We start from the raw sequence: 25391 nt of genomic DNA on the forward strand, positions 1-25391 counted from the left end.
ACGCCGCCGGCGGCGGGATTGACGCTCTCGGGCAGCACCGGCACCTTGGGCAAGCTCGGGCTGACTGCCGTCGGCGATGGCTTGTCAGGTCAGACCTTGACGGTCGGCGCCACAGGAGGTGGCACGGCGACAAGCATCACGTTCGGCCTAGGGACAGGACAGGTCAAGTCGCTGAACGATCTCAACGCGAAGCTCGCAGCCAACAACCTGCAGGCCACGGTCGACTCGTCCACCGGCAAGATCTCGATCACCACGACCAACGACGCGGCTTCGGCCACGATCGGTGCGATCGGCGGTACGTCGGCTGCATCCAGCCAGGCCTTCAACGGTCTGACGGCGGCGGCTCCGGTGGCGGACGCGACCGCGCAGACGCAGCGCGCGAGCCTGGTCTCCCAGTACAACAACGTGCTGGCGCAGATCAACACGACCGCGGCTGACGCTTCGTTCAACGGCATCAACCTGCTGAACGGCGACACGCTGAAGCTGACCTTCAACGAAACGGGCAAGTCGACGCTGTCGATCACCGGTGTCACGTTCAACTCGGCTGGCCTCGGCCTGTCGAACCTGACCTCGGGCACCGACTTCCTCGACAACAACTCGGCGAACAAGGTCATCGGCGTCCTCAACTCGGCGAGCTCCACGCTGCGCAACGAGGCCTCCACGCTGGGTTCGAACCTCTCGGTCGTGCAGGTTCGTCAGGACTTCAACAAGAACCTGATCAACGTGCTGCAGACCGGCTCGTCGAACCTGACGCTGGCCGACACCAACGAGGAAGCGGCCAACAGCCAGGCGCTGTCGACCCGCCAGTCGATCGCGGTGTCCGCGCTGTCGCTCGCCAACCAGTCGCAGGCGAGCGTGCTGCAGCTCCTGCGCTAAGGCGCGGGCGGCACCCACGAATATCGGAGGCGGCGGGGCTTGCCCCGCCGTTTTCGGCTCTAGACTATTCGCAAATTGACGCCGCTCGGCTGCGGCGCCGGATCAGCCGGACAGCGAGCACGAGAGCAACGTCGTGTCGACGCGAATGCAGCCTGCCGACGACGCCGCTCCCGAGAGGAGCCTCCCGAGAGGAGCCTTCTGAGAGGAGACTGGGCCATGCCCCTGCGGGTCGAGCTGAAGCCTTTCGAGCGCATCGTGATCGGCGACACCGTCATCGTCAATTCGAACACGCGCGCCCGCTTCATCGTCGAAGGCGACGCGCCCATCCTCCGCGAGCGTGACACCGTCACTGCCGAGACCGCCGATACGCCGGCCAAGCGCCTCTATCTCTGCGTCCAGACGATGTATCTGAAGAACGACGCGATCCGTTATCGCGCGTCCTATCTCGCCTGTATGAACGAGTTGCGCAGGGTGATTCCGGAAGCCGCCGGCCAAGCCGAGATGGTGGATCGCCATGTCACGGAAGGAGCGCTGTACAAGGCGCTGAAGGAGATCAGGGCGTTGATCGAGCGAGAGGATCGCGCAGTCGCGCCGGTCGAAGCGATGCCTTGACATTCCGGCCGCGGAAGGAGCCGGGCTCGCCACAGCCTGAGAGGTTGGTGCTACGTCCGTATTAGCACGGACAATAAAATTAACGGGACGGATAAAAGCCCCACCTAACGATGGCGTGGACGAAAGTCTGTTCAGCCGGGTCGGCGAGGGCCGGGTATCGATCCGCGCCGCTGGTGAAGGCCGGGACCGACCGTCGCTCTGACAGGATCAGCGGTCGCCCCGTGACCGCGGCGCCAATTCTTGGAAGGCCAGTTTCATGGATGACCTGTTGCGTGAGTTCCTGACGGAGACCAGCGAGAGCCTGGACACCGTCGACAATCAATTGGTGCGGTTCGAGCAGGAGCCGAACAACGCCAAGATCCTCGATAACATCTTCCGGCTGGTGCACACGATCAAGGGGACCTGCGGTTTCCTCGGCCTGCCGCGGCTCGAAGCACTGGCGCACGCCGCCGAAACATTGATGGGCAAATTCCGCGACGGCATGCCGGTGACCGGCGAGGCCGTGACGCTGATCCTGACCACGATCGACCGCATCAAGGACATCCTGGGACAGCTCGAGGCCAACGAGGCCGAGCCCGAGGGCGAGGACCGCGACCTCATCAGCGAGCTCGAGGCCATGGTCGAGCGCGGCATGGCGGCGATGGCCGCCGGCGAGGCGGCCCCGCCGCTGGTGCCGGCCGCGCCGCCCGCCCCCGCGGTGACGCACGGCTCGCTGATCGACCAGACGCTGGAGCGTCCGCTGCGTCCGGGCGAAGTGTCGCTCGACGAGCTCGAGCGGGCCTTCCGCGAGACCGCGATCGAGTTGCCGCCCGCGCATGAGAAGGCGCCTGAGCCCAAGGCCGCTGCCCCGGCGCCGGTCGCCAAGGCCGGGCCTGCCAAGGCGGAAGCAGAGGCCAAGGCCGAGCCGAAGAAGGCGGCGCGGCCGAAGGTCAATGCCGACGGCGAGGTGCACGAGAACGACAAGGTCGCCAACCAGTCGATCCGCGTCAACGTCGACACGCTCGAACATCTGATGACGATGGTCTCGGAGCTGGTGCTGACGCGCAACCAGCTCCTGGAGATCGCCCGCCGCAACGAGGACACCGAGTTCAAGGTGCCGCTGCAGCGGCTGTCCAACGTCACCGCCGAGCTGCAGGAGGGCGTCATGAAGACGCGCATGCAGCCGATCGGCAATGCCTGGCAGAAGCTGCCGCGCATCGTCCGCGACCTCGCCACCGAACTCGGCAAGCAGATCGAGCTCGAGATGCACGGCGCCGACACCGAGCTCGACCGCCAGGTGCTCGACCTGATCAAGGACCCGCTCACCCACATGGTGCGCAACTCCGCCGATCACGGCCTGGAGACGATGGCCGAGCGCGCCGCGGCCGGCAAGGCCGAGCAGGGCACCATCCGGCTGTCCGCCTATCACGAAGGCGGCCATATCATCATCTGCATCGCCGACAACGGCCGCGGCCTCAACACCGAGCGCATCAAGGCCAAGGCCTTGGCGAACGGCCTCGTCACCGAGGCCGAGCTCGAGAAGATGACGGAAGCGCAGATCCACAAGTTCATCTTCGAGCCGGGCTTCTCGACCGCGGCCGCCGTCACCTCGGTCTCGGGCCGCGGCGTCGGCATGGACGTGGTGCGCACCAACATCGACCAGATCGGCGGCACCATCGACATCAAGTCGGTGCTCGGCGAGGGCACCTCGGTCACCATCAAGATCCCGCTGACGCTCGCGATCGTCTCGGCGCTGATCGTCGAAGCCGGCGGCGACCGCTTCGCGATCCCGCAATTGTCGGTCGTCGAGCTGGTGCGTGCGCGCGCCAACTCCGAGCACCGCATCGAGCGCATCAAGGACACCGCGGTGCTGCGCTTGCGCAACAAGCTGCTGCCGCTGATGCATCTGAAGAAGCTCCTGAAGATCGACGACGGCTCGTCGACCGATCCGGAGAATGGCTTCATCGTGGTGACGCAGGTCGGCAACCAGACCTTCGGCATCGTGGTCGACTGCGTGTTCCACACCGAGGAAATCGTGGTCAAGCCGATGTCGACCAAGCTGCGTCACATCGACATGTTCTCGGGCAACACCATCCTGGGCGACGGCGCCGTGATCATGATCATCGATCCGAACGGCATTGCGAAAGCGCTCGGCGCCGCCGGCTCGGCCTCGCAGGCGGTGTCGGACGAGCACGCCGCGCATCACGCCATCGGCGGCGAGCAGCTCACCTCGCTGCTGGTGTTCCGCGCCGGCACGGCGCAGCCCAAGGCGGTGCCGCTGGCGCTGGTCACGCGCCTGGAGGAGATCGCGGCCGACAAGATCGAGATCTCCAACGGCCGCTACATGGTGCAGTACCGCGACCAGCTGATGCCCCTGGTGCAGATGGAAGGCGTGTCGGTGCAGACGTCGGGCTCGCAGCCGATCCTGGTGTTCGCCGACGAGACCCGCGCGATGGGCCTCGTGGTCGACGAGATCATCGACATCGTCGAGGAGCGGCTCAACATCCAGGTCTCCGGCGCCAAGGACGGCATCCTCGGCTCGGCGGTGATCAAGGGCCAGGCGACCGAGGTGATCGACGTCGGCCACTTCCTGCCGATGGCCTTCGCCGACTGGTTCATCCGCAAGGAGATGCACACCGATGCGCAGACGCAGTCGGTGCTGCTGGTCGACGACTCGCCGTTCTTCCGCAACATGCTGGCGCCGGTGTTGAAGTCGGCCGGCTACAAGGTGCGCACGGCGGCCTCGGCGATCGAGGGCCTGGCCACGCTGCGCTCCGGGCACAGCTTCGACATCGTCGTCACCGACATCGAGATGCCGGAGATGAACGGCTTCGAGTTCACCGAGGCGATCCGCGCCGACCAGAACCTGAGCCAGATGCCGGTCATCGCGGTGTCGTCGCTGGTGTCGCCGGCGGCGATCGAGCGCGGCCGCCAGGCGGGTCTCTACGACTACATCGCCAAGTTCGACCGGCCCGGCCTGATCGCGGCGCTGAAGGAACAGATCGAGGAACGGGCCCGCGCCGAAGCCAACCGGCGGGCCGCGTGACAGCAAGCGGACAGGAGTAGCGTGCGATGAGCAGCAAGATCGAAACCACCGAGGGCGCCGCCGTCGAATACGTCACTGCGATGATCGGCGGCCAGCTGTTCGGCCTGCCGATCTCCCGGGTGCAGGACGTGTTCATGCCGGAGCGGGTGACGCGGGTGCCGCTGTCATCGGCGGAGATCGCCGGGGTCCTGAACCTGCGCGGCCGCATCGTGACCGTCGTCGACATGCGGGCGCGGCTCGGCCTTGCCCGCGCCGAGGACGGCAAGCCGCCGATGGCGGTCGGCGTCGATCTGCGCGGCGAGTCCTATGGTCTCCTGATCGACCAGATCGGCGAGGTGCTGCGGCTGCCCGAGGAGGGCCGGGAGGAGAACCCCGTCAATCTCGACCCGCGCATGGCGAAGCTTGCCGGCGGCGTGCACCGCCTCGACGGCCAGCTGATGGTCATTCTCGACGTCGATCGCGTGCTCGAACTCCTGCCGAAGGCAGCAATCGCCGCCTAGCCCGTCAACCGTCCCATAGGGGAGACAACAATGAAGAGCTGTCTGGTCGTGGATGACTCCAGCGTCGTGCGCAAGATCGCACGCCGTATCCTGGAGGAGTTGGGCTTCTCCGTCGTCGAGGCGGAGGATGGCGAGCGGGCGCTCGAGATCTGCACCAAGAGCCTGCCGGACGCCATTCTGCTCGACTGGAACATGCCCGTCATGGACGGTTATGATTTCCTCGGGCGCCTGCGCCGGCTGCCGGGCGGCGAAGGCCCGAAGGTGGTGTTCTGCACCACCGAAAACGACATCGATCACATTTCGCGCGCGCTGAACGCCGGCGCCAACGAATACATCATGAAGCCGTTCGACAAAGAGATTGTGGCCGCCAAATTCCAGGAAGTTGGTCTCATCCAGGCGCTGTCAGCCGAATCCGCCTGATCCCTTCGTCTGCCCAGAAGAGGCCGCCCGTGAACCAGCCTGATTATGAGTTCCTGCGCAAGCTGCTTCGAGACAAGTCCGGTCTCGATCTGTCTGCCGACAAGCAATATCTGATCGAGAGCCGCCTGCTTCCGCTCGCGCGCAAGGCCGGCCTGGCCAGCATCAGCGATCTCGTCCAGAAGCTGAAGGACGGGTCGAGCGCCTTGATCAGCCAGGTCGTCGAAGCGATGACGACCAACGAGACGTTCTTCTTCCGCGACAAGGTCCCGTTCGATCATTTTCGCGACGTGATCATGCCGGAGCTCCTCAAGGCGCGCGCCAACCGCAAGTCGATCCGGATCTGGTGCGCTGCTTGCTCGACCGGCCAGGAGCCGTATTCGCTGGCGATGTCGCTCAAGGAGATGGGATCTGCGCTCAGTGGATGGCGCATCGAGATCATCGCCACCGATCTGTCGCAGGAGGTGCTGGAGAAATCGAAGGCCGGCCTCTACAGCCAGTTCGAGGTGCAGCGCGGGCTGCCGATCCAGCTTCTGGTCAAATATTTCAAGCAGGCAGGCGAACTCTGGCAGATCAATTCCGACGTGCGCGGCATGGTCCAGCATCGCCAGCTCAATCTGCTGCACGACTTCTCACAGCTCGGCACGTTCGACGTCGTGTTCTGCCGCAACGTGCTGATCTATTTCGATCAGGACACCAAGATCAACATCTTCGGCCGGCTCGCCAAGCAGATGGAGCCGGACGGCTTCCTCGTACTCGGTGCGGCGGAGACCGTCGTCGGCCTCACCGACGTGTTCAAGCCGCTCGCGGACCGGCGTGGCCTTTATCGCCCGAGCGGGATCGCTTCCGCGGCGAAGGCGTCCGCTCCGGGAATGCCCAGGATCGCGGCCGCGGGCAACTAGATGTTCCCGCAGCCCAATAGAGCAGGACGCGAAGATGTCTGACGACAACAAAGGTACGGAGCGCGTCACCTTCAGCCGTGGTTACGATGTCTGCATCATGGGCATCGACGGGACCTGGCGCAGGGACTGCCAGCTCAACGCCATCTCGGACACCGACGCGGTGCTGACGGTCGAGGGATCGATCCAGGGATTGAATCTGAAAGAGTTCTTTCTGCTGCTGTCCTCGACGGGGCTCGCCTACCGCCGCTGCGAGCTGGTCCGGGTCAACGGCTCCGAGATGGACATCCAGTTCATCAAGGGAAAGAACAAGAAGAAACGTGGCAACGCTTCCGCCGGCCAGGAAACGACCGTCAACTAGTTCGCCTTGCGGCAGCACGGCGCATTGCTCGCCCGCCGCTCGGGAAACTTCCGCGCGCGGAGCGACGAGGAGACGCGCCGGCCCGGGTCCTGCGCAAGTCCTAAGACGCGTGGCCTTTTTTCCGAGAGCCGCTTTACGTCGCCGCAGGGTCGGACGTGTATGACAATGACGTCGGTCAAATTTTCCAGGGACGGCCAATGCCGGTCATGAGTTCGGAACTTGCATCCAGCCGGTCGGAGCGCGCCGATGATGGCGAACGGCGCGCGCTGCAGCTCTTGGTCGTCGACGACGACGCCGCGCAGCGGACGCTGATCGCGCTGGCGGCCAAGCAGGCCGGCCACGCCGTGACGGTCGCGGCCACGTGCAGCGATGCGATCCGCGAGGTGCGCAACAACCGCTTTGACTGCGTGACGCTCGATCTCATGCTAGAGGATGGCGAGGGGACCGAGGTCCTCAAGGTCATCGCAGATACCCGCTTCGCCGGTTCCGTGATCGTGATCAGCGGCATGGATGCGGCAAAGCGAATTGAGGCCCGGCTGTTCGCGCGCTCGCTCGGGATCGACCTGCAGAGCCTGCCGAAGCCAGTCGATCTGGCAGCGTTGCGCATCTGCCTGGCGAATCTCGGCAAGACTGTGCTCGGCCTGCCCGTGGTTCACACCTGGGGCGGCGTCGCCGCCGAAAGTGTTGCCGCGAAGCATCGGTCCTGACAGAGCTGCATCGGCGCAAGCCGCGGTCCAGGGCGCACAATCCTATGCAACGTCCGAATCCCGCCGATCTCTGATCAAAACGAGGGCAAGGCCGGCTGACGGCTGTACGTCTTGTGTCAAATGCCGTGCAGATTTTCGTGGGCTGAGGGCCGTGCACGCGTCCGCCGCCGAGCATGTCTGTGGGCGTGGTGCACGTGGGCAACGCCGATGCGATCAGAGTTTGATGTCGATCATGACGCTGTCGGCGTTGATGTGTTTTTGCAAGGCAGCATGCTGCCCGAGACGACTGCCTTGAGATCGTGTCCAGATCATGGTCTCGTGAAGGCGATCACCGATCTGCAGCTACTACTTGTGGGTTAGGATCATAAACCGTACAAATACGGGTGCCCAAAGCACCCGACGAGTATGGTATCATAAGACGCGCTTTCATTGTTTCTTCTCCTTTGCAAGAGCAATCGCCCATGGCCGAACAAACAGCTTCCCGCGGTGAGATTTTTGTCGTCGATGACGACCCAGCCGTGCGCGACACCCTCTCGATGGTCTTGTCGGCAGGTGGGTATGAAGTGATCTGTTTTGCGGACGGCGCCGCGCTCCTGGCGGTGGCGCGGAGCAGGACACCGGCCTGTATCCTGCTCGACGTGCACATCCCCGGAAAGTCCGGTCTCGACATTCTCAGGGAACTGCACGGCGAGGACTATCCGGCTCCGATCTTCATGATCTCGGGCCAGGGCGACATCCCGATGGCCGTCAATGCGATCAAGAACGGGGCGCTCGACTTCATCGAGAAGCCGTTCCGCGGCAGTGAGATCGTGGCCCGTCTGAACGAGGCGATCGGCGCGTTCGCGCGGCGGCAGAAGGAGAATGCCTCGCCGAAGATCGGCTCGCTGCATTTCCCCGGCCGCGAGCCGCTGACGCGGCGCGAGCGCGAGGTCCTGGAACAATTCACGGCGGGGGCCTCGAACAAGGAGGCGGGGCGCACGCTGGGTATCAGCCCCCGCACGATCGAGGATCACCGCGCCAACATCATGAAGAAGCTCGGCGCGCGCAACGCGGCCGATCTGATCCGCATCGTGATGACGGCGTCGCGCGCCAATTGAGCCGATGGCCGGGCCGCCCGCACGGGGCCTCAAGCTGGAGTAGCGGCAACCGCAAGCGCCAGGCCGCGTTGGTCGGGCCGCATTGGCCAAGCCTCGTTTTTCAAGCCTGGTTTTTCAAGCCTCGGTCGCGGCGAGCGCCTTGCGGATCATCTTGGCGAGCTCGGATTTGCGGTACGGCTTCGGCAGCAGAAGAATTCCTTCGTCGAGCCGGCCGTGATGCACCACGGCATTCTCGGTGTAGCCGGAGGTGAACAGGACCCGCTGCGTCGGACGAATCCGCTGGATCTCGGATGCGAGCTGGCGGCCGTTCATCGTCCCCGGCATGATGATGTCGGTGAAGAGCAGATCGAACGGCTCTCCGGCATTGGTGATCGCCAGCGCTTCGGCGGCATTGGCCGCCTCCAGCGTCGCATAGCCCAGTGCATGGAGCTGGGCGAGAACGTAGCCGCGCACCAGCCGGTCGTCCTCCACCACCAGGATCGTCTCCTGGCCGCCCTGGATCGCCGGCGCGTCGCCCGAGGGCTGCGTGATCGCTTCTTCGCTGCCCGGCGGCAGGTACATCCGGATCGTGGTGCCGTGGCCCTCTTCGCTGTAGATCCTGATGTGGCCGGCCGATTGCTTCACGAAGCCGTACACCATCGACAATCCGAGCCCCGTCCCCTTGCCCGGCCCCTTCGAGGTGAAGAACGGATTGAACACCTTGTCGATGATGGCGGCGGGAATGCCGCTGCCACTGTCGCTCACCGCGATCATCGCGTAGCGACCGGGCCGCACGTCGTCGTAGAGACTTGCGTAGTTCTCGTCGAGGTCGGCCCAGCCGGTCTCCAGGATGAGCTTGCCGCCATTCGGCATCGCGTCGCGGGCATTGAGCGCGAGGTTGATGACCGCCGTGGCGAGCTGGTTCGGATCGACATGCGCCACGCAGGTCTCGTCCTGGAAGACGGACTCGATCTCGATCTGCTCTCCGAGCGTCGGCCGCAGCAGCTTGGCCGTGTCGATCATCAGCGTGTTGACGTCGACCTCGCGCGGCTGCAGCGGCTGCCGGCGCGCAAAGGCGAGCAGATGCTGGGTGAGATCGGCCCCGCGCGCGGCGGCCTCGTCGATCATCCGGGTGATCGCGGCGAGCTGCGGCTCCTTGGCCACGGCCGCGGCGAGAATCTCGATGGTGCCGGTGATCACGGTGAGGATGTTGTTGAAGTCGTGTGCGATGCCGCCGGTGAGCTGGCCGATCGCTTCCATCTTCTCGGACTGGCGGATCCGCTCCTCGGTCGCGATCTTGTCGGTGAGGTCGCGGAAGAAGCCGTTCAGCACGAACCCGTTGCGGGTCTTCAGCGCGGTCACGCTGAGCTCGGCCTTGAACTCGCGGCCATCGCGCCGCTTCACCATGACCTCGCGTCGGCGGCCGACGCCGAGTGCGCTCGCTTGTCCGGTCATCAGGATGCGGCCGAGCGCGGCGCGCAGCTCCTCGCCGACGTCCCCGACGGTGATCACGTCGAAGACGTCCTTGCCGATGATCTCGGCGCGCGACCAGCCGAAGATCTTCTCGGCCTGGGAGTTCCAGTTGAGAATGGCCCCGTTGTCGTCGACCTGGACGAAGGCGTCGAGCGCGGTCTCGACGATGTTGCGGGCGAGCTGTTCGCTCTCCCGGAGCGTCTCCTGCGCCAGCCGGCTCTCGGTCATGTCGCGGCCGATGAAGAAGTGGCGCTGCACCGGCTCCGACCAGTTCGAGGTCCAGGACAGCGTCACCACGCGGCCATCCTTGTGGACGTAGCGGCAGTCGGAGGTGCGCGCCCGAAGGCCGAGGCGCGAGGCGCGAAGCTCCTCGCGTGCTTTGGGTAGATCGTCCGGGTGGATGAACTCCGCGCCGCTGCGGCCGATCATCTCGGCCGGCGTATAGCCGAGAATCGCCTCCACGCTCGGTGAGACCTGAACCAGGATGCCATTGCGGTCGGTGATGAGGATCAGGTCCTGCGACGTCTCGAAGATGCGCCGCCGTTCCTCGGTCTGCTGGCGCAGCGCCAGTTCGGTCCGGCGGCTCTCGGTGACGTCGCGTGCGATCTTGGAGGCGCCGATGATCTGGCCCGTCGGTGATTTGATCGGCGAGACGCTGAGCGAGACCTGGACCAGCTCACCGTCCTTGCGGATCCGCACCGTCTCGAAATGCTGGATCCGCTCGCCGCGGGCCATGCGCGCCAGAAGGTCCTGGGCCTCGGCCATGCGCTCGGGCGGCACGAGGAAATCCGCAAGGCGGCCCACGGCCTCCTCGGCGGAGTAGCCCAGCATGGCCTCGGCTGCCGGATTCCAGGCGGTGATGGTGCCGTCCAGCGACAGCGTCACGATCGCGTCGTTCGACGATTCCACCGCGGCACTGTAGAGCCGTTCGCGGGCGGCGAAATGGTCGCGCGCTGCTTCGGTCAGGTAATGCTCCTGGACCTCGCGCTCGAGCTCGGCGGTCTTGGTGCGAACCTCGTCCAGCACGCGGGCGAAGGCGCGCGCCAGCACGCCGGTCTCGCCGACCGCCTCGAGCGGGATATTCACCGCCTCGCCGCGCCCCACGCCCTCGACGGCCTGGGTCAGTTGGTTGATCGGCCGCGTCAGCGAGCGCGCGACCACGAAGGCGAGCGCGGCCGCGCACAGCATCGCGATCAGGCCGACCTCGATCGCCGTCTTGCGGATGGCGAGGGCGGGCGCCATGAAGGCGGTGTTCGGGATCGTCTCGATCACCGCCACCCATTCCTGTCCCGCGAGCAGCGCCGGCGCGAAGGCGACACCGCCGGGACGATCGGCTTCGTCGTGCAGGATCTGCGCGAAACCCTCGGCGCTGCCGGTCGCGCCGGCGAGCGTCGGAAAATCGTCCTGCCATCGCGTCGATCGGCCGCGTTTCGAGGCGAATTCCCGGTCTGATTCGGGATGGAAGAGATAGTCGCCGCGGGCGTTCACGACATAGAGCTGCGCGCCCGGGCGGGCCGCCGTGCGCAGATGCGCGAAGATCGGGCGCATGTCGAGATCGACGATCAGGATCGCGTACGGCTTGCCGTCCGGCGCGAACACCGGCGTGCCGACGCACAGCATCGGCACGCCTGTCTTGGGGTCCGTCGTGTTGCCGTCGAGAATGATCGGCGAGAGCCGGATGCCGCCGGGCGGCAGGCTCAGCGTCTCCTTGATGTAGTTGCGCTCGCCGCGCGTGATCAGCTCGTTCTCCGGAACGATCCGCACCGTGTTGCCCGGCCCGAGCCGGTCGACCCGGATCAGCTCGCGATAATCGTTCTCGATCCCGACCAGGCGGATCATCGCGTAGGTCGGCTTGGCCTGCAGCTCGGCGAAGTAGCGCGTTGCGACCCGCTCGCGCCACGACTGCGCCGGCAGCCCTTCGCGGGGATCGGGAGCTCCCGTCTTCAGTGTGCGCATCAACGTCGCCAGATTCGGCGAGGCGCGATAGCCGTTGATGTCATTCCGGGCGCTGCCGACATAGTTTTCGAGCTCGGTCGCCATCAGGCGCGAATGCGACTCGATTCGATCGAGCGCGCGCGGCAACAGCGCCCGCTCGAGGCTGCGATAGCCGAGCCAGCCGACGGCGAACACCGCGATCGCGACCAGCAGGATCATCGCGATCGCCAGCCGCGTCGTCAGCGTGAGGCGGCCGCCGAACCGCGGCGCCTCGCTCGCGCGCTGCGCGCCGCTGAGCAGGAGCCCTTCGGTTCGGCCGTCAGGATTTCGGAACAGCATCTTGGCCTGGCCGGGGTCGAGCAGCCCGATCGCCTGCCGATGCCAGGCATTCGGAAACCATCGTCAGGAGGGCTGCCGGTTTGAATGGCTTGGGCAATGCGGACACCGCTCCCAGCCTGGTGGCCATGGTAAGATAGTCGGGCTCGGTCACCGAGGTCGGGGTGTGGGCACGTCCCGAGGTCATGATGATCGGAACGCCCGGCGTGTGCTTGAGGATCAAGCGCATCGCCTCCAGCCCGTCCATGCCCGGCATGAAGATGTCCAGGATCACCAAGTCAAAGCTCTCGCTCTTGAAGCGGACGAGTGCCTTCTGGCCGTCGCCGGCGATGCCGACGACGTGACCGGCCCGTTCGAGCACGCGCTGAATTGTCAGCTGCATGAGCGGATCGTCGTCCACGACCAGAATCTTCGCCACGCTCCGCATCTCCCGATTGGCTGGCAGCAAGACCAACGGTCAGTTGTAAGGTTTTGCCCAATTCGCGGCGCGCCGCAAGCGTTTCGCCGGGCAAGTCACATGCAGGATGGGGCGCGGTGATCGATGTCCTGTACGGGACAAGGGTGGACTATCCGGGCGCCGGGCCTGCATTCGAGGCGCTCGCGCCGTAGTTGCATGGCACGGAGCGCTTCACAATCGCCTCGTCCTCGCGCCGAATGCACAATATTTGAGCACATGTGTGAGGGTTTGCGATCCCAGGTGGCGCGACAGACGGTGCGGACCAGCACGGGACGAAGTGGCCACAGACGACATGCCGGCGTGCGGCGTGACACCGCTCACGTCCTCCGATTGGGCGGGGCCGCTAGCCACTGAGATAGTCTGGCCAGCGGCCGCGAATGGTCGCGAGGTCGCTCAGCGTCCCGGTCAGGTGCTCGCGCAGATGCGTCTGCGCGTCGTCCGGCCGGCCGGCGGCGATCGCATCGACGATCTGCTTGTGATGGCGCAGGATCGTCTGCGCCTTGCCGGGCGAGGGCAGATGCAGCCGGCGCAACCGGTCGATGTGACCGCTGCGGCTGCGCACCAGGGTCCATAGCTCGTGCTTGTCCGCGGCGGTGTAGAGCCGCTCGTGAAATGCGTTGTCGACCACCGTGAATGACGCGAAGTCGCCGTCCTTGGCGAATCGCCGCTGCTGGGCGATCAGAGCATGGAGTTCGTCGATCGGCGCCGCCGCAGGCCGCAGCGCGAGCAGGCGCACGATCTCGAGCTCCAGCGCCTGGCGCAGGAATTGCGCCTGCTGCGCCCGACCAACATCGATGCGGCTGACCAGGGTCGCATGCTGCGGGAACACGTCGACGAGGCCTTCCTCGGCGAGGCGCATCAGCGCGTCGCGGATCGGCGTCGAGCTGAGGCCGAACTCGGCCTGCAGCGCCGGCCGCGACAATGGCGCTCCCGGTGGGAGCGCGAGGGCGATGATCTGGTCGCGCAACCGCTCGAAGACCTGCGGTGCCGCGCGCCGGCTCGGATCGAGCCGTTCGGGCGGGAGAACCGCAGCAGGCGTCGCGGGCAATGCCATTTGGTGGGACGTCCGGCTCGAATGTCGCAGGGGGAGAACAGCCCTTGTCAGAGATGCACTAATGCATTAGTGCATCTCTCCGCCGGCCGTCAAGAAGGAGCCGGCACGCGAGGAGGGATGTCCCATGTTCGAGAAGTTCGCGCGCTCGGCCGCACGAGCCGCCGGCCTGCTGGCCACGCTGCTGGTCGCGGCGGCCTGGAATGACGCCGCGCAGGCCCAGCAGAAGACCGAAATCTCGCTGTCGCGCCAGCCTGGCATCTTCTACATGCCGAGCCACATCATCGAGAAGAACAAGCTGATCGAGAAGCATGCGGCCGCGCTCGGCGTGCCCGGCGTCACCACCAAATGGCTGACCTTCTCCGGCGGCGGCGCGCAGACCGATGCGCTGTTGTCGGGCAGCGTCGACATCCTCAACACCGGCACCGGCAATCTGCTGCTGTTGTGGGATCGTACCCGCGGCGGCGTGAAGGGCATCGTCGCCACCTCGGCGCAGCCGATGACCCTGATCAGCCGCGATCCCAACATCAAGTCGATCAAGGACTTCGGTCCCAGTGACAAGATCGCCGTGCCGACCGTCAAGGTCTCGACCCAGTCCATCGTGCTGCAGATCGCGGCCGCCGAGGCGTTTGGCGCCGATCAGTGGAACAAGCTCGACGCGAACACCGTGCAGCTCGGTCACCCCGACGCCTATACGGCGCTGTCGAACCCGCAGCACGAGGTGCACAATCATTTCTCGATCCCGCCCTACACGTTCCTCGAATTGAAGAACGTGCCAGGCGCGCATGTCGTGATGAATTCGCCCGACGTCATGGGCGGACCGCTGAGCCAGGCGCAGTTCTTCACCACCACGAAGTTCGCCGACGCCAATCCGAAGATCATCCAGGCGGTGCGCGATGCGACCAAGGAAGCGCAGGACCTGATCCGCAGCGATACCAGGACGGCGGTCGAGATCTACAAGGAGATCACCGGCGACAAGACCTCGGTCGATGACCTGCTCGTCTGGCTCAAGGAGCCCGGAATGATGGAATGGAATCTGGAGCCGCAGGGCACCATGAAGTTCGCGGCCCATCTCGCCAAGATCGGCACCATCAAGACCCAGCCCAAGGCCTGGACCGATTATTATCTCCCCGTCGCGCATGATCTGAAGGGCAACTGATGTCCGCGCTGCTCGACGTCGATGGCGTCACCCTGCGCTACAAGACCTCCAGCGCGGTGATCACCGCGACGGAGCGGGTCGGCTTCTCCGTCGACCGCTCCGATCGCTTCGTGCTGCTGGGACCGTCCGGTTGCGGCAAGTCGACCTTGCTGAAGGCGGTCGGTGGCTACATCAAGCCGAGCGAGGGCCGGATGCGCATCAACGGCCGCGAGATCACCGGTCCTGGCGCCGATCGCATGATGATCTTCCAGGAGTTCGACCAGCTGCTGCCGTGGAAGACCGTGCTCGCCAACGTGATGTTCCCGCTGCTGACGGCGCGGCGCATGCCGCGCAAGGAGGCCGAGAGCCGCGCCCGCACCTATATCGAGAAGGTCGGGTTGACGCGCGTCGTCGATGCCTATCCGCACACGCTGTCGGGCGGCATGAAGCAGCGCGTCGCGATCGCCCGGGGCATGGCGATGGAGCCGGACATCCTGCTGATGGACGAGCCGTTCGCCGCGCTCGATGCGCTGACGCGACGCACCTGCCAGGACGAGCTGCTGCAGTTGTGGAACGAGACGAAATTCACCGTCTTGTTCGTGACGCATTCGATCGCCGAAGCCATCAAGATCGGCAACCGCATTCTGCTGCTGTCGCCGCATCCCGGCCGCGTCAAGGCCGAGGTGGTCGACGTCGACAAGGTCTCGGCCGAGGACGGCAGCGCGGCGCGCCTGGAGAAGCAGATCCATGATCTCTTGTTCTCCGAACCTGCAACGACGCATTGAGGACGGCGCCCATGGCTGAAGCCAAGATCATCCTGCGCGATACGTCGGCCGCGAGCGCCGCGCCTGCAGATGTCGCGCGCAAGCTCGGCGTGCTCGAGCTGCTGTGGAACGACGGCTTCGTGCGCAAGAGCCTGATCATTGTCTTGCTCGCCGCGATCTGGCAGGCCTATGGCAGCTATCTCGACAATCCCCTGCTGTTCCCGACCTTCTCCGACACCATCGCGGCGCTGTGGGAGAAGGTCCGCGACGGCACCATCCCGATGCGCGTCTGGACCTCGCTGAAGGTGCTGTTCATGGGCTATGCCGCAGGCATCGTTCTCGCGGCGATCCTGACTGTGCTCGCGATCTCGACCCGCATCGGCACCGATTTCCTCGAGACGATCACGGCGATGTTCAATCCCTTGCCGGCGATCGCGCTGCTGCCGCTGGCGCTGATCTGGTTCGGGCTCGGCAGCGGCAGTCTCGTCTTCGTGCTGATCCATTCGGTGCTGTGGCCCGTCGCGCTCAACACCCATTCCGGCTTCAAAAGCGTCTCGAACACGCTGCGCATGGTCGGGCGCAACTACGGTCTCAGCGGCTTCTCCTATGTGATCCGAATCCTGATTCCGGCGGCGTTCGGCGCCATCCTCACGGGTTTGAAGATCGGCTGGGCCTTCGCCTGGCGCACCCTGATCGCGGCCGAGCTGGTGTTCGGTGTCTCCTCGGGGCAGGGCGGCCTCGGCTGGTTCATCTTCGAGAACCGCAATCTGCTCGAGATCCCCGCGGTGTTCGCTGGCCTGCTGACCGTGATCCTGATCGGTCTCGTGGTCGAGAACCTGATCTTCCGCACCATCGAGCGCAAGACCGTGCTGACCTGGGGAACGCAATCATGAGCCACAAGAAGAGCCCCGATCAGCTGCGCAGCGCGCGCTGGTTCGCGCCCGACGATCTCCGTTCCTTCGGCCACCGCTCGCGGGTGATGCAGATGGGCTATGCCCAGGAGGAGTGGAAGGGCCGTCCCGTCATCGCCATCGTCAACACCTGGTCCGACGCGCAGCCCTGCCACATGCACTTCAAGCAGCGCGTCGACGACGTCAAGCGCGGCGTGCTGATGGCCGGCGGTTTCCCGATCGAGCTGCCTGCGCTGTCGCTGTCGGAGTCGCTGTTGAAGCCGACCACGATGCTCTATCGCAACATGCTGGCGATGGATGTCGAGGAGCTCTTGCGCGGCCACCCCGTCGATGGCGTCGTGCTGATGGGCGGCTGCGACAAGACCACGCCGGCGCTGCTGCTCGGCGCCACCAGCATGAACCTGCCGGCGATCTATCTCCCGGCCGGGCCGATGCTGCGCGGCAACTGGAAGGGCAAGACGCTCGGCTCCGGCTCCGACGCCTGGAAGTACTGGGACGAGCGCCGCGCCGGCAAGCTGTCGGACGCTGATTGGAACGCGATGGAAGCCGGCATCGCCCGCAGCCACGGCACCTGCATGACCATGGGGACGGCCTCGACCATGACCGCGATCGCGGAAGCGATCGGCATGACCTTGCCCGGCGCCTCGTCGATTCCGGCTGCCGATGCCGAGCACATCCGCATGAGCTCGGAATGCGGCCGCCGCGTCGTCGAGATGGTGTGGGAGGACCTGACGCCATCAAAGATCCAGACCCATCAGGCGTTCGAGAATGCGATCGCGGTCGCCATGGCGATGGGCTGCTCGACCAACGCCATCATCCATGTGATCGCGCAGGCGCGCCGCGCCGGCGCCGATATCGGCCTTGATGATTTCGAGGCCGCCAGCCGCAAGGTGCCGGTGCTCGCCAATGTCCGGCCGAGCGGCGACGCCTATCTGATGGAGGATTTCTACTACGCGGGCGGGCTGCCCGGCCTGATGAGCAGGATGAAAGAGCATCTCCATCTGGATTGCATGACCGTCAACGGCCGCACGCTGGGCGACAACATCACAGGCGCCGGCGTCTACAATGACGACGTGATCCGTCCGCAATCCAACCCGATCTACCGCGAGGGCGCGCTCGCCGTGCTCAAGGGCAACCTCGCGCCGGACGGCTGCGTCATCAAGCCTTCTGCCTGCGATCCGCGCTTCCTCAGGCACACCGGCCCGGCGCTGGTGTTCGACGACTATCCCTCGATGAAGAAGGCGATCGACGATCCCGATCTCGACGTCACCGCCGACCATGTGCTGATCCTGCGCAATGCCGGGCCACAGGGCGGGCCGGGGATGCCGGAATGGGGCATGCTGCCGATCCCGACCAAGCTGGTGAAGCAGGGCGTGCGCGACATGGTCCGGCTGTCCGACGCGCGCATGAGCGGGACGTCCTACGGCGCCTGCATCCTGCACGTCGCGCCGGAGGCCTATGTCGGCGGTCCGCTGGCGCTGGTGAAGAATGGCGACCTGATCACGCTGGACGTCGCCGCGCGCACCATCAATCTCGATGTGCCCGAGGACGAACTGGCGCGCCGCCGCGCCGCCTGGACTCCGCCGGACCCGCGCTTCGAGCGCGGCTATGGCTGGATGTTCGCCCGCCACATCAAGCAGGCCAATGATGGCTGCGATTTCGATTTCCTCGAGACCGGCTTCGGCGCCGCAGTCGGCGAGCCAGCGATTTATTAGTTCACCCGTCATTCCGGGGCGCCGCGGAGCGGCGAGCCCGGAATCCATAACCACGATCGGGAGTATGGATTCCGGGCTCGCGCTCCGCGCGCCCCGGAATGACGACCGGAGAGAGCAGGACATGACCAGACTCAGCACCGCCACCCGCAACAAGCTCAAGACCGTCTCGACGGCCACGGTCGCTACCGCGCTGTTCAAGCGCGGCCTGCGCATCCAGTGCATCCAGAACGTCCATCCGCTCAGCCCGGCGCAGCCGACCATGGTCGGCGAAGCCTTCACCTTGCGCTACATCCCAGCGCGCGAGGATCTCAACACCATCGAAGTGTTTCGCGACCGCGGCCATCCGCAGCGCAAGGCCGTCGAAGATTGTCCGCCCGGCGCCGTGCTGGTGATGGACAGCCGCAAGGACGCGCGCGCCGCCTCGGCCGGCGCCATTCTCGTGAGCCGCCTGCAGCAGCGCGGCGTCGCCGGCGTCGTCACCGACGGCGGCTTCCGTGACGCCGCCGACATTGCCAAGCTCGGCATCCCCGCCTTCCACCAGCGTCCGAGCGCGCCGACCAATCTCACCCTGCATCATGCGATCGAGATCAACGGCCCGATCGCCTGCGGCGACGCGCCGGTGTTTCCGGGTGACGTCATCCTCGGCGATTCCGACGGCGTCATCGTCATCCCCGCCCATCTCGCCGACGAGATCGCGGACGAGACGTTCGAGATGACCGCGTTCGAGGATTTCGTTGCCGAGGAAGTTGCCAAGGGCCGCTCGATCCTCGGCCTCTATCCCGCGACGGATCCGCAGACGCCCGCCGACTTCGCGGCGTGGCGCGCGAAGCACAACCGGTAGCAGTCATGTCCTCCGCTGTTGTCCCGGCCTTGAGCCGGGAGCCATAACCACAGGGCGACGTGACTACGAAGGACGCAGCTCCAGCGCGCTCAGAAACGGACGGCGATGGTTACGGGTCCCTGCGTTCGCAGGGACGACACCGGTGTTCAGGCGAGAGTTTGCCTCAGATCGGATTGCAGCCCATCGCCGCTCACGCCGTCCGATCTGCCAGACCCACCGCCCATAGCGCGAACGCGTAGACGATCGCGACCTCGTCCAGCCGGTTGAAGCGGCCGGAGGCGCCGCCGTGGCCGGCGCCCATGTTGGTGCGCAGGAGGACCGGCCCGCCGCCGGTCATCGTCGCGCGCAGCTGCGCGATCCACTTTGCAGGCTCCCAATAGGTGACGCGCGGGTCGGTCAGTCCGGCCATCGCGAGGATCGCGGGATACTCCTTGGCGGCGACGTTGTCGTAGGGCGAGTAGGACAGGATGGTGCGGAAATCCTTCTCGCTCTCGATCGGGTTGCCCCATTCGGGCCATTCCGGCGGCGTCAGCGGCAGGGTATCGTCGAGCATCGTGTTCAGCACGTCGACGAACGGCACCTCGGCGACGATGCCGGCGAACAGCTCGCCCGCGCGGTTGGCGACCGCGCCCATCAGCATGCCACCGGCGCTGCCGCCATGGCCGACGATGCGCCTGGCGCTGGTGTAGTTCGCCGCGATCAGCGCCCGTGCACAGGCAGCGAAGTCGTCGAAACTGTTGGTCTTCTTCTCGCGCTTGCCGTCGAGATACCAGCCCCAGCCCTTGTCGGTGCCGCCGCGGATATGGGCGATGGCGTAGACGAAGCCGCGGTCGACCAGCGACAGCCGGTTGGCCGAGAACGAGGCCGGCATCGCGTGGCCATAGGAGCCGTAGCCATAGAGCAGCAGCGGCGCCGAGCCGTCGGCGTTGAGGTCGCGCCGGTGCAGCAGCGACACCGGCACCTCGGCGCCGTCCTCCGCCTTGGCCATGATGCGCGTGGTGACGTAGTCGGCCGGATTGTGCCCGGACGGAATCTCCTGGCGCTTGCGCAAGGTCTTCGCGCGCGTCACCATGTCGTAGTCCCACACCTCCGACGGCGTCGTCATCGACGAATAGGCAAAGCGCAGATTGGTGGTGTCGAACTCGTAGGAGCCCATCGCGTCGAGCGAATAGGCGCCTTCGTCGAAGGCGATGGCGTGCTCCTCGCCGGATGCGAGATCGCGGATGACGATCGACGGCAGCGCATTGGCGCGCTCCAGCCGCACGAGGTGCCCGGCATACAGATCGTGGTCGAGTACGTAGATGCCGGCGCGGTGCGGAATGAGGTCGCGCCAGTTGGCGCGCTCGGGCGCGGACAGCGGCGCGGTGACGATCTTGAAGTCGATGGCGCCGTCGGCATTGGTCAGGATGAACAGCTCATCGCCGCGGTCGGCGATCGAATATTGCACGCCGTTCTCGCGCGCGGCCACGAGGCGCGGCGGCGCCTCGGGAGCATCGAGATCGATCAACCGTTGTTCGGACGTCTCGTGGTCGCCGCCGGCGATGACGCAGAACCGGCCCGACGTCGACTCGTGCACATGGGTGAACCAGCCCGTGTCCTTCTCCTCGTACACCAGCGCGTCTTCGGCCTGCCTGGTGCCGAGCTTATGCCGCCACACCTGCATCGGGCGGTGATTGTCGTCGAGCTTGACGTAGAAGAAGCTCGTGCAATCGCGTGACCACACCACACCGCCGTCGGTCTCCTCGACCACGTCGTCGAGATCGTTGCCGCTATCCCAGTCGCGGACGCGGATGGTGAAATATTCGGAGCCCTTGGTGTCGGCGCTCCAGGCGACGCGCTTGTGGTCGTGCGAATGCCTGCTGCCGCCGAACTTGAAATAGTCGTGGCCTCGCGCCAGCGCATCGCCATCGAGCCCGATCGTCTCCGCCCCGCCGTTGCGCGGCGTCCGGCAGAACAGCTCGTGCTGGCCGCCCTCGCGATATTTGCGGAAATAGGCGTAGGGCCCGTCCGGCGACGGCACCGAGGAATCGTCCTCCTTGATGCGGCCGCGCATCTCCGCGACGAGCTTCTTCTGCAGCGGTGAGGTGTGGCCGAGCACGGATTCCGCATAGGCGTTCTCGGCCTCGAGATAGGCGCGGATATCAGCATCCAGCAGCGACGGATCGTGCAGCACCTCCTGCCACCGCGCGTCTTTCAGCCACGCATAGTCGTCGCTTACGGTGATGCCGTGACGGGTGAAGCTGTGCGGATGGCGCGGCGCCACCGGCGCCTTGGTGCTCAAGTCGGTCATGTCGTCCTTTACGGGGTCACGCTCTCGCCGAGCCATTGGATCGCGGCGTCGAGGCCGCCGCGGCCGTGCGGAATCTTCAACGCCACCAGCGCCATTTCGATCACGCCGAGCGTGCCCAGCACCATCGGCGCGTTGACATGGCCCATATGGGCGATGCGGAACGCCTGGCCCTGGAGATCGCCGATCCCGGTGCCGAGCACGACGCCGCACTGCTCCTTGCAGTAGGCCTGCAACACGGCCGGATCATAACCTTCGCCGACCAGCACAGTGGTCACGGTGTTGGAGCGCTCGGCGGCGTCTGCGATGTTGAAGCCGATCACCTGGCCCTCGCTCCACTTCGCCACCGCGCGGCGCACGGCCTCAGCCAACAGCTCATGGCGGCGGAAGGCATGCGGCAGTCCTTCGGCGAACAGCATGTCCATGGCTTGGCGCAGTGCGAACAGCAGATGCACCGGCGCGGTGCCGCCATATTTGCGATAGTGCTCGGTGCCCTCGCGCTCGCTCCAGTCCCAATAGGGCGTGCGCATGTTGGCGCGCTTGTGCGCCTCGAGCGCGCGGTCATTGGCCGCGACGAAGCCGAGACCCGGCGGCGTCATCAGGCCCTTCTGCGACCCGGACATCGCGACGTCGATGCCCCAGGCATCCATCTCGAACGGCATGCAGCCGAGCGAGGCCACGGTGTCGACCATGTAGAGTGCCGGATGGCCCGCGGCCTTGATGGCGCGGCCGATCGCCTCGACGTCGTTGACGACGCCGGACGCCGTATCGATCTGCGCCACCACGATCGCCTTGATGCTGTGCTCCTTGTCGGCGCGCAGCCGCGCCTCGACCTCGGCCGGCCGCACCGCGCGGCGCCAGTCGCCGCGGAGCACTTCGACCTCGGCGCCCATCGCGCGCGCCGCATTGCCCCAGCCGATCGCGAAGCGGCCGCTCTCCAGCACCAGCACCTTGTCGCCGCGCGCCAGCACGTTGGAGAGCACCGCCTCCCAGGCGCCGTGACCGTTGGCGATGTAGATGTAGGTCTTGCCCTTGGTGGCGAACAGCCGGCCGAGATCGGACATGATGCCGTCGGTCAACTCGACCATCTGCTTGGAGTAGATGTCGAGCGCGGGGCGGTGCATCGCCTGCAGCACCTCGTCGGGCATCGTGGTGGGTCCCGGGATGGCCAGAAACTCCCGGCCCGCGCGAACGGTCATTGTCAGTGTCCTCGGCGATGTGGTTTGGCGGTTGAGGGTGGTGACGGGCTCTCGCACACGGCCGGCCCATGGTCGTTTTACGTGGCGCGGCGCATTAAGAAAAGCCGGAGAAGCCGGGGGGCTGGCATGCCCCGGCAGGCCGGCGGGTCGGGCCGTCAGCGCCTCGTTTCGCGGCAGCCGGCGGCCTCGGCCTCCTCGACCGAGCAGAACCAGCGGGTGCCCTTGGCGACGTGCATCTTGATCTGCGCGTACCAGCGGCTCTGCGGCGTGTGATAGATGCACTCGCCGGCGCCGTTGACATTGCCCTTGATGGTGCAGTCCGGCGAGGGCGCGACCGGGCCCGAGGCCGAGGCGAGCAGGATTTTGCGCGCGCCCTCCGGCGGGTTGGTGGCCCCGAGGATCGCAGTCTTCTTGTTGCGCACGCGCCAGTCCCATGGCGCGATGAACGCGCCCTGCCACATGCCGGCCTTGGCTGCGCGCGCCTCCGCCTCGTCGGGCTCGTAGTCATGCGAGAGGGTGCGATAGGCCAGCGCCCAGCCGCTGCGCACCAGCCATTTCTGGATGTCCTCGCCATCGACGTCGCAGCGCGCGACCTGGCGGCCGCGGCGGTCGATCGAGCGCGGATGGCAGGTCCAGCTCTTGCCGTCGACGTACTTGATCAGCTCGTCACGCGCCGCCACGCCGCAGGTCCAGCGCTCGCCGTTCTTGTTGAGGCAGAGCTGATCCACGGAGGGCGCGTCGATGCCGCCGAGCCGGATGCGGGTGGTCCCGATCGTGATCCCATCGGCCTCACGGATCTTGGGAATCCCGGTGATGTCGGCCGCGGACGCGACGGAGGGCAGCAGCAGGAGGAGCGCAAGCAAAGCTGGTTTCATCGACATCAACGGGCGCGGGTCGTCCTTGGGGATGGGAAGGCTGGAGCAATTGTGCGGCGGATCGGCCCGCGGTTCCAGCGCCGTGATTGGCTGAGCCGCTCAACTTCGCGCGATGGCGGGCTGAGAGAAGGGCGACTCGAGCTATCACCTCGACGGCAGTGCGCTCCCTTTCCCGCAAGGGGGAGGGGAGCCGACCGCCATCACTCCCTCACCGCACGACGACCCGCCGCGCCAGCGCCAGGCCCATCAGCACGAAGGCAGATGTCACCTCAGGGCCGCCGACCAGGATCCGGGTCGGGGTCTTCATCTTGTTCCACTCATAGGCGCGGTACGGATGCCGCCGGCCACCCTCGCCGAACGACGTCACGATGCAATGCACTGCGGGCGCGAAGCTCGCCGCAGCGCCGCCGAGATGGCCGAGCGCGATCAGCGCCAGCGCGGCGTCGAACGGGTTCATCTCGCGGCCGACCAGCTCGTCCTCGACATAGGCCAGCACGCGCAGACGAATGAGCTCGAACGCGCCGTCGGGATCGATCGCCTGCCGCGCCGCCGGCGGCAGCGCCATGAAGGCGTGGTAGCAGCGGCCGAAATAGGCGCAGTACAGCTCCGGCAGATAATAGATGTGCGAGCGGGGGTCGGCGAAGGCGCCGCTCAGCACCAGCCGCTGCTGGAAGCCGACGATCCGCCTGACGACGTCGAGCCGGGCTTGCGTCTCCAGGATCTGCCAGCGCCCGAGATTGCGGAACGATACCTCGAGCACGTCGAGGTTCAACGTCGGATCGAGATCATTGCCGTAGGGCCGCTCGCCGGCCAGGCTGTCGATCCAGGTCGCGACACCGCCTTCATAGTCGATGTTGTCGTTGATCGGCACCGTCACGCGCGGCTCGTTGCCGCCGGCGCGCACCTGGTAGCCCGCATAGAAATCCAGCAGCGGCTGGCTCAACATCGGATCCTCCGAGCCGGCCTGCGTCGCCGCCGAGAACGAGCACGCCGTGGTGTCGCAATCCGGCACGTAGACGCCGAAGCCGAGGTCCTGCTTGATCTGGGTGAAGAAGCGCGAGAAGCGCGGATGCGGCGGCGGCGCCAGCGCGGTGACGACATTGTAGCTCTTGCCGTCGGCGCCGCGCACCTCCTCGCGGCTGATGGTCAGGCAGAACTCGACCATGGCGGCGATGGCGCTGCGCGCCGCGCTTGTCTGCTCCGATGACGCGAGGCCCGTCTCCAGATAGCTCAGCAGCGCCTCGGTGAAGAACGCGTCGTAATAGGCCGAGCGGTGGCGGATCTGCACCGGCTCCCACATCGGCTCGGCGATGCCGCGCCACGGCGGATTGATCACCGCGGCCGCCGGCGATCGCGCGATGAAGACGCGGGCGAGGTTGAACAGCAAGGTCGAGTTCTTGTAGCCGCGGGCGTCGAGCCCCTGCAGCGCCATCTTGACCTCGCGGCCCTTCATGTCGGGATCGCCGATCAGGTTGAAGGCGGCATAGGTCGGGATGAAGCCATTGCGGCTGAACGAGCCGAGCAGATCGGCGCCACAGGCCCGGATCACGCGATCGACCTCGCCGGCCGGCGGCATGGCCGCCGCCGCAGTCCGGCGCGGCGGGGCAGGGTGGTGCAAGGCGACGCTGTCGACCAGATCGGCGACGGGGCGGCCGACCTGCTCCCAGTCCGGCGTCGGATTGTCGCGGGCAAGAACCAGCGCCTCGCGCAGCGCATTGAGAACAGCGGGATCGTTCAACTCGGGCAGGCCGGCACGGCGCAGCAATGCGCGCAGCGCCGGGTTCCCGAGCGCGGTCCGGTAGAATTTCGACAGATGCGGGTCGCCGCTGCCGGGCCGGCGCAGGATGGGATCGCAGACCTCGTACAGCGAGGGCCCATCCTTCCGGGCCGTCAGTGCGCGACAGGCCGCGCCGGCGAAATACTGGAAACTCAAGCG

General features: G+C 66.2%; 21 protein-coding genes. 14 read left to right on the forward strand and 7 right to left on the reverse strand.

All coding sequences use genetic code 11. The features are described from left to right. From QX073_RS33365 to QX073_RS33405, 9 genes are all read left to right on the forward strand, one after another. On the forward strand, positions 1-876 hold an 876-nt coding region (locus QX073_RS33365), incomplete at its 5' end, for a flagellin (RefSeq protein WP_316227038.1). Between the two features lie 216 nt (positions 877-1092). Beyond that, entirely contained in the window at positions 1093-1488 is a 396-nt protein-coding gene (gene flbT / locus QX073_RS33370) for a flagellar biosynthesis repressor FlbT (RefSeq protein WP_316227039.1), read from the forward strand. A gap of 256 nt (positions 1489-1744) precedes the next feature. Further along, positions 1745-4513 (forward strand): hybrid sensor histidine kinase/response regulator, encoded by a 2769-nt coding sequence (locus QX073_RS33375; protein WP_315714011.1) that lies wholly within the window; start codon positions 1745-1747, stop codon positions 4511-4513. 26 nt (positions 4514-4539) lie between these two features. Further along, positions 4540-5013: a chemotaxis protein CheW gene (locus QX073_RS33380; RefSeq protein ID WP_315716970.1), complete on the forward strand. Its 474-nt coding sequence runs from the start codon at positions 4540-4542 to the stop codon at positions 5011-5013. 30 nt (positions 5014-5043) lie between these two features. Further along, positions 5044-5433 (forward strand): response regulator, encoded by a 390-nt coding sequence (locus QX073_RS33385; RefSeq protein WP_315716971.1) that lies wholly within the window; start codon positions 5044-5046, stop codon positions 5431-5433. 29 nt (positions 5434-5462) lie between these two features. Further along, positions 5463-6332, forward strand: coding sequence for a protein-glutamate O-methyltransferase CheR (locus tag QX073_RS33390; protein ID WP_315750716.1), 870 nt, complete (start codon positions 5463-5465; stop codon positions 6330-6332). Between the two features lie 34 nt (positions 6333-6366). Continuing rightward, complete coding sequence (locus QX073_RS33395; protein WP_315716973.1) at positions 6367-6690, forward strand: PilZ domain-containing protein; 324 nt, start codon at positions 6367-6369, stop codon at positions 6688-6690. Positions 6691-6887: 197 nt separating this feature from the next. Then, on the forward strand, positions 6888-7397 hold the full coding sequence (locus tag QX073_RS33400; RefSeq protein ID WP_315750717.1) for a response regulator: 510 nt from the start codon (positions 6888-6890) through the stop codon (positions 7395-7397). Between the two features lie 461 nt (positions 7398-7858). Next, positions 7859-8494 carry a response regulator transcription factor gene (locus QX073_RS33405; RefSeq protein WP_315750719.1) on the forward strand — a complete coding sequence of 212 codons (636 nt, stop codon included), beginning with the start codon at positions 7859-7861 and terminating at the stop codon, positions 8492-8494. A 114-nt stretch (positions 8495-8608) separates the two neighbouring features. Here QX073_RS33405 and QX073_RS33410 read toward each other — a convergent pair whose 3' ends face one another. The 3 genes from QX073_RS33410 to QX073_RS33420 form a co-directional block, all read right to left on the reverse strand. Then, complete coding sequence (locus QX073_RS33410; RefSeq protein WP_316227040.1) at positions 8609-12220, reverse strand: PAS domain S-box protein; 3612 nt, start codon at positions 12218-12220, stop codon at positions 8609-8611. After that, complete coding sequence (locus tag QX073_RS33415; RefSeq protein ID WP_315750724.1) at positions 12201-12635, reverse strand: response regulator; 435 nt, start codon at positions 12633-12635, stop codon at positions 12201-12203. Before QX073_RS33415 ends, QX073_RS33410 begins: the two co-directional genes overlap by 20 nt. A gap of 382 nt (positions 12636-13017) precedes the next feature. Continuing rightward, the gene (locus QX073_RS33420) at positions 13018-13728 is read right to left on the reverse strand and encodes a GntR family transcriptional regulator (protein WP_315750726.1); all 711 of its coding nucleotides are present in this window, start codon (positions 13726-13728) and stop codon (positions 13018-13020) included. Between the two features lie 124 nt (positions 13729-13852). Between QX073_RS33420 and QX073_RS33425 the strand changes: the two genes are divergently transcribed. From QX073_RS33425 to QX073_RS33445, 5 genes are all read left to right on the forward strand, one after another. Continuing rightward, complete coding sequence (locus tag QX073_RS33425) at positions 13853-14884, forward strand: ABC transporter substrate-binding protein (RefSeq protein WP_315828380.1); 1032 nt, start codon at positions 13853-13855, stop codon at positions 14882-14884. Beyond that, a complete protein-coding gene (locus QX073_RS33430) occupies positions 14884-15648 on the forward strand; it encodes an ABC transporter ATP-binding protein (RefSeq protein WP_315750730.1) in 765 nt (254 codons plus the stop codon). The genes QX073_RS33425 and QX073_RS33430 overlap by 1 nt, the downstream gene beginning before the upstream one ends. An 11-nt stretch (positions 15649-15659) precedes the next feature. Next, positions 15660-16520, forward strand: coding sequence for an ABC transporter permease (locus QX073_RS33435; RefSeq protein ID WP_315750732.1), 861 nt, complete (start codon positions 15660-15662; stop codon positions 16518-16520). Next, complete coding sequence (araD, locus tag QX073_RS33440; RefSeq protein ID WP_315828379.1) at positions 16517-18253, forward strand: L-arabinonate dehydratase; 1737 nt, start codon at positions 16517-16519, stop codon at positions 18251-18253. The genes QX073_RS33435 and araD overlap by 4 nt, the downstream gene beginning before the upstream one ends. A gap of 121 nt (positions 18254-18374) precedes the next feature. Next, the gene (locus QX073_RS33445) at positions 18375-19094 is read left to right on the forward strand and encodes a ribonuclease activity regulator RraA (RefSeq protein ID WP_315828378.1); all 720 of its coding nucleotides are present in this window, start codon (positions 18375-18377) and stop codon (positions 19092-19094) included. A gap of 190 nt (positions 19095-19284) precedes the next feature. Here the strand turns inward: QX073_RS33445 and QX073_RS33450 are convergent, their stop codons facing one another. The 4 genes from QX073_RS33450 to QX073_RS33465 all read right to left on the reverse strand — a co-directional run bounded on the left by QX073_RS33450 (position 19285) and on the right by QX073_RS33465 (position 25388). Beyond that, complete coding sequence (locus QX073_RS33450) at positions 19285-21384, reverse strand: S9 family peptidase (protein ID WP_315828377.1); 2100 nt, start codon at positions 21382-21384, stop codon at positions 19285-19287. An 8-nt stretch (positions 21385-21392) separates the two neighbouring features. Continuing rightward, on the reverse strand, positions 21393-22580 hold the full coding sequence (locus tag QX073_RS33455; RefSeq protein ID WP_316227041.1) for a pyridoxal-phosphate-dependent aminotransferase family protein: 1188 nt from the start codon (positions 22578-22580) through the stop codon (positions 21393-21395). Positions 22581-22735: 155 nt separating this feature from the next. Further along, on the reverse strand, positions 22736-23461 hold the full coding sequence (locus tag QX073_RS33460; protein ID WP_315716988.1) for a thermonuclease family protein: 726 nt from the start codon (positions 23459-23461) through the stop codon (positions 22736-22738). Positions 23462-23663: 202 nt separating this feature from the next. Beyond that, positions 23664-25388: a hypothetical protein gene (locus QX073_RS33465; protein ID WP_316227042.1), complete on the reverse strand. Its 1725-nt coding sequence runs from the start codon at positions 25386-25388 to the stop codon at positions 23664-23666. Positions 25389-25391 lie beyond the last annotated feature (3 nt).

The sequence above is a fragment of the Bradyrhizobium sp. SZCCHNS3052 genome (genome assembly GCF_032484495.1).
In the GTDB taxonomy this organism is placed as follows: Bacteria; Pseudomonadota; Alphaproteobacteria; order Rhizobiales; family Xanthobacteraceae; genus Bradyrhizobium.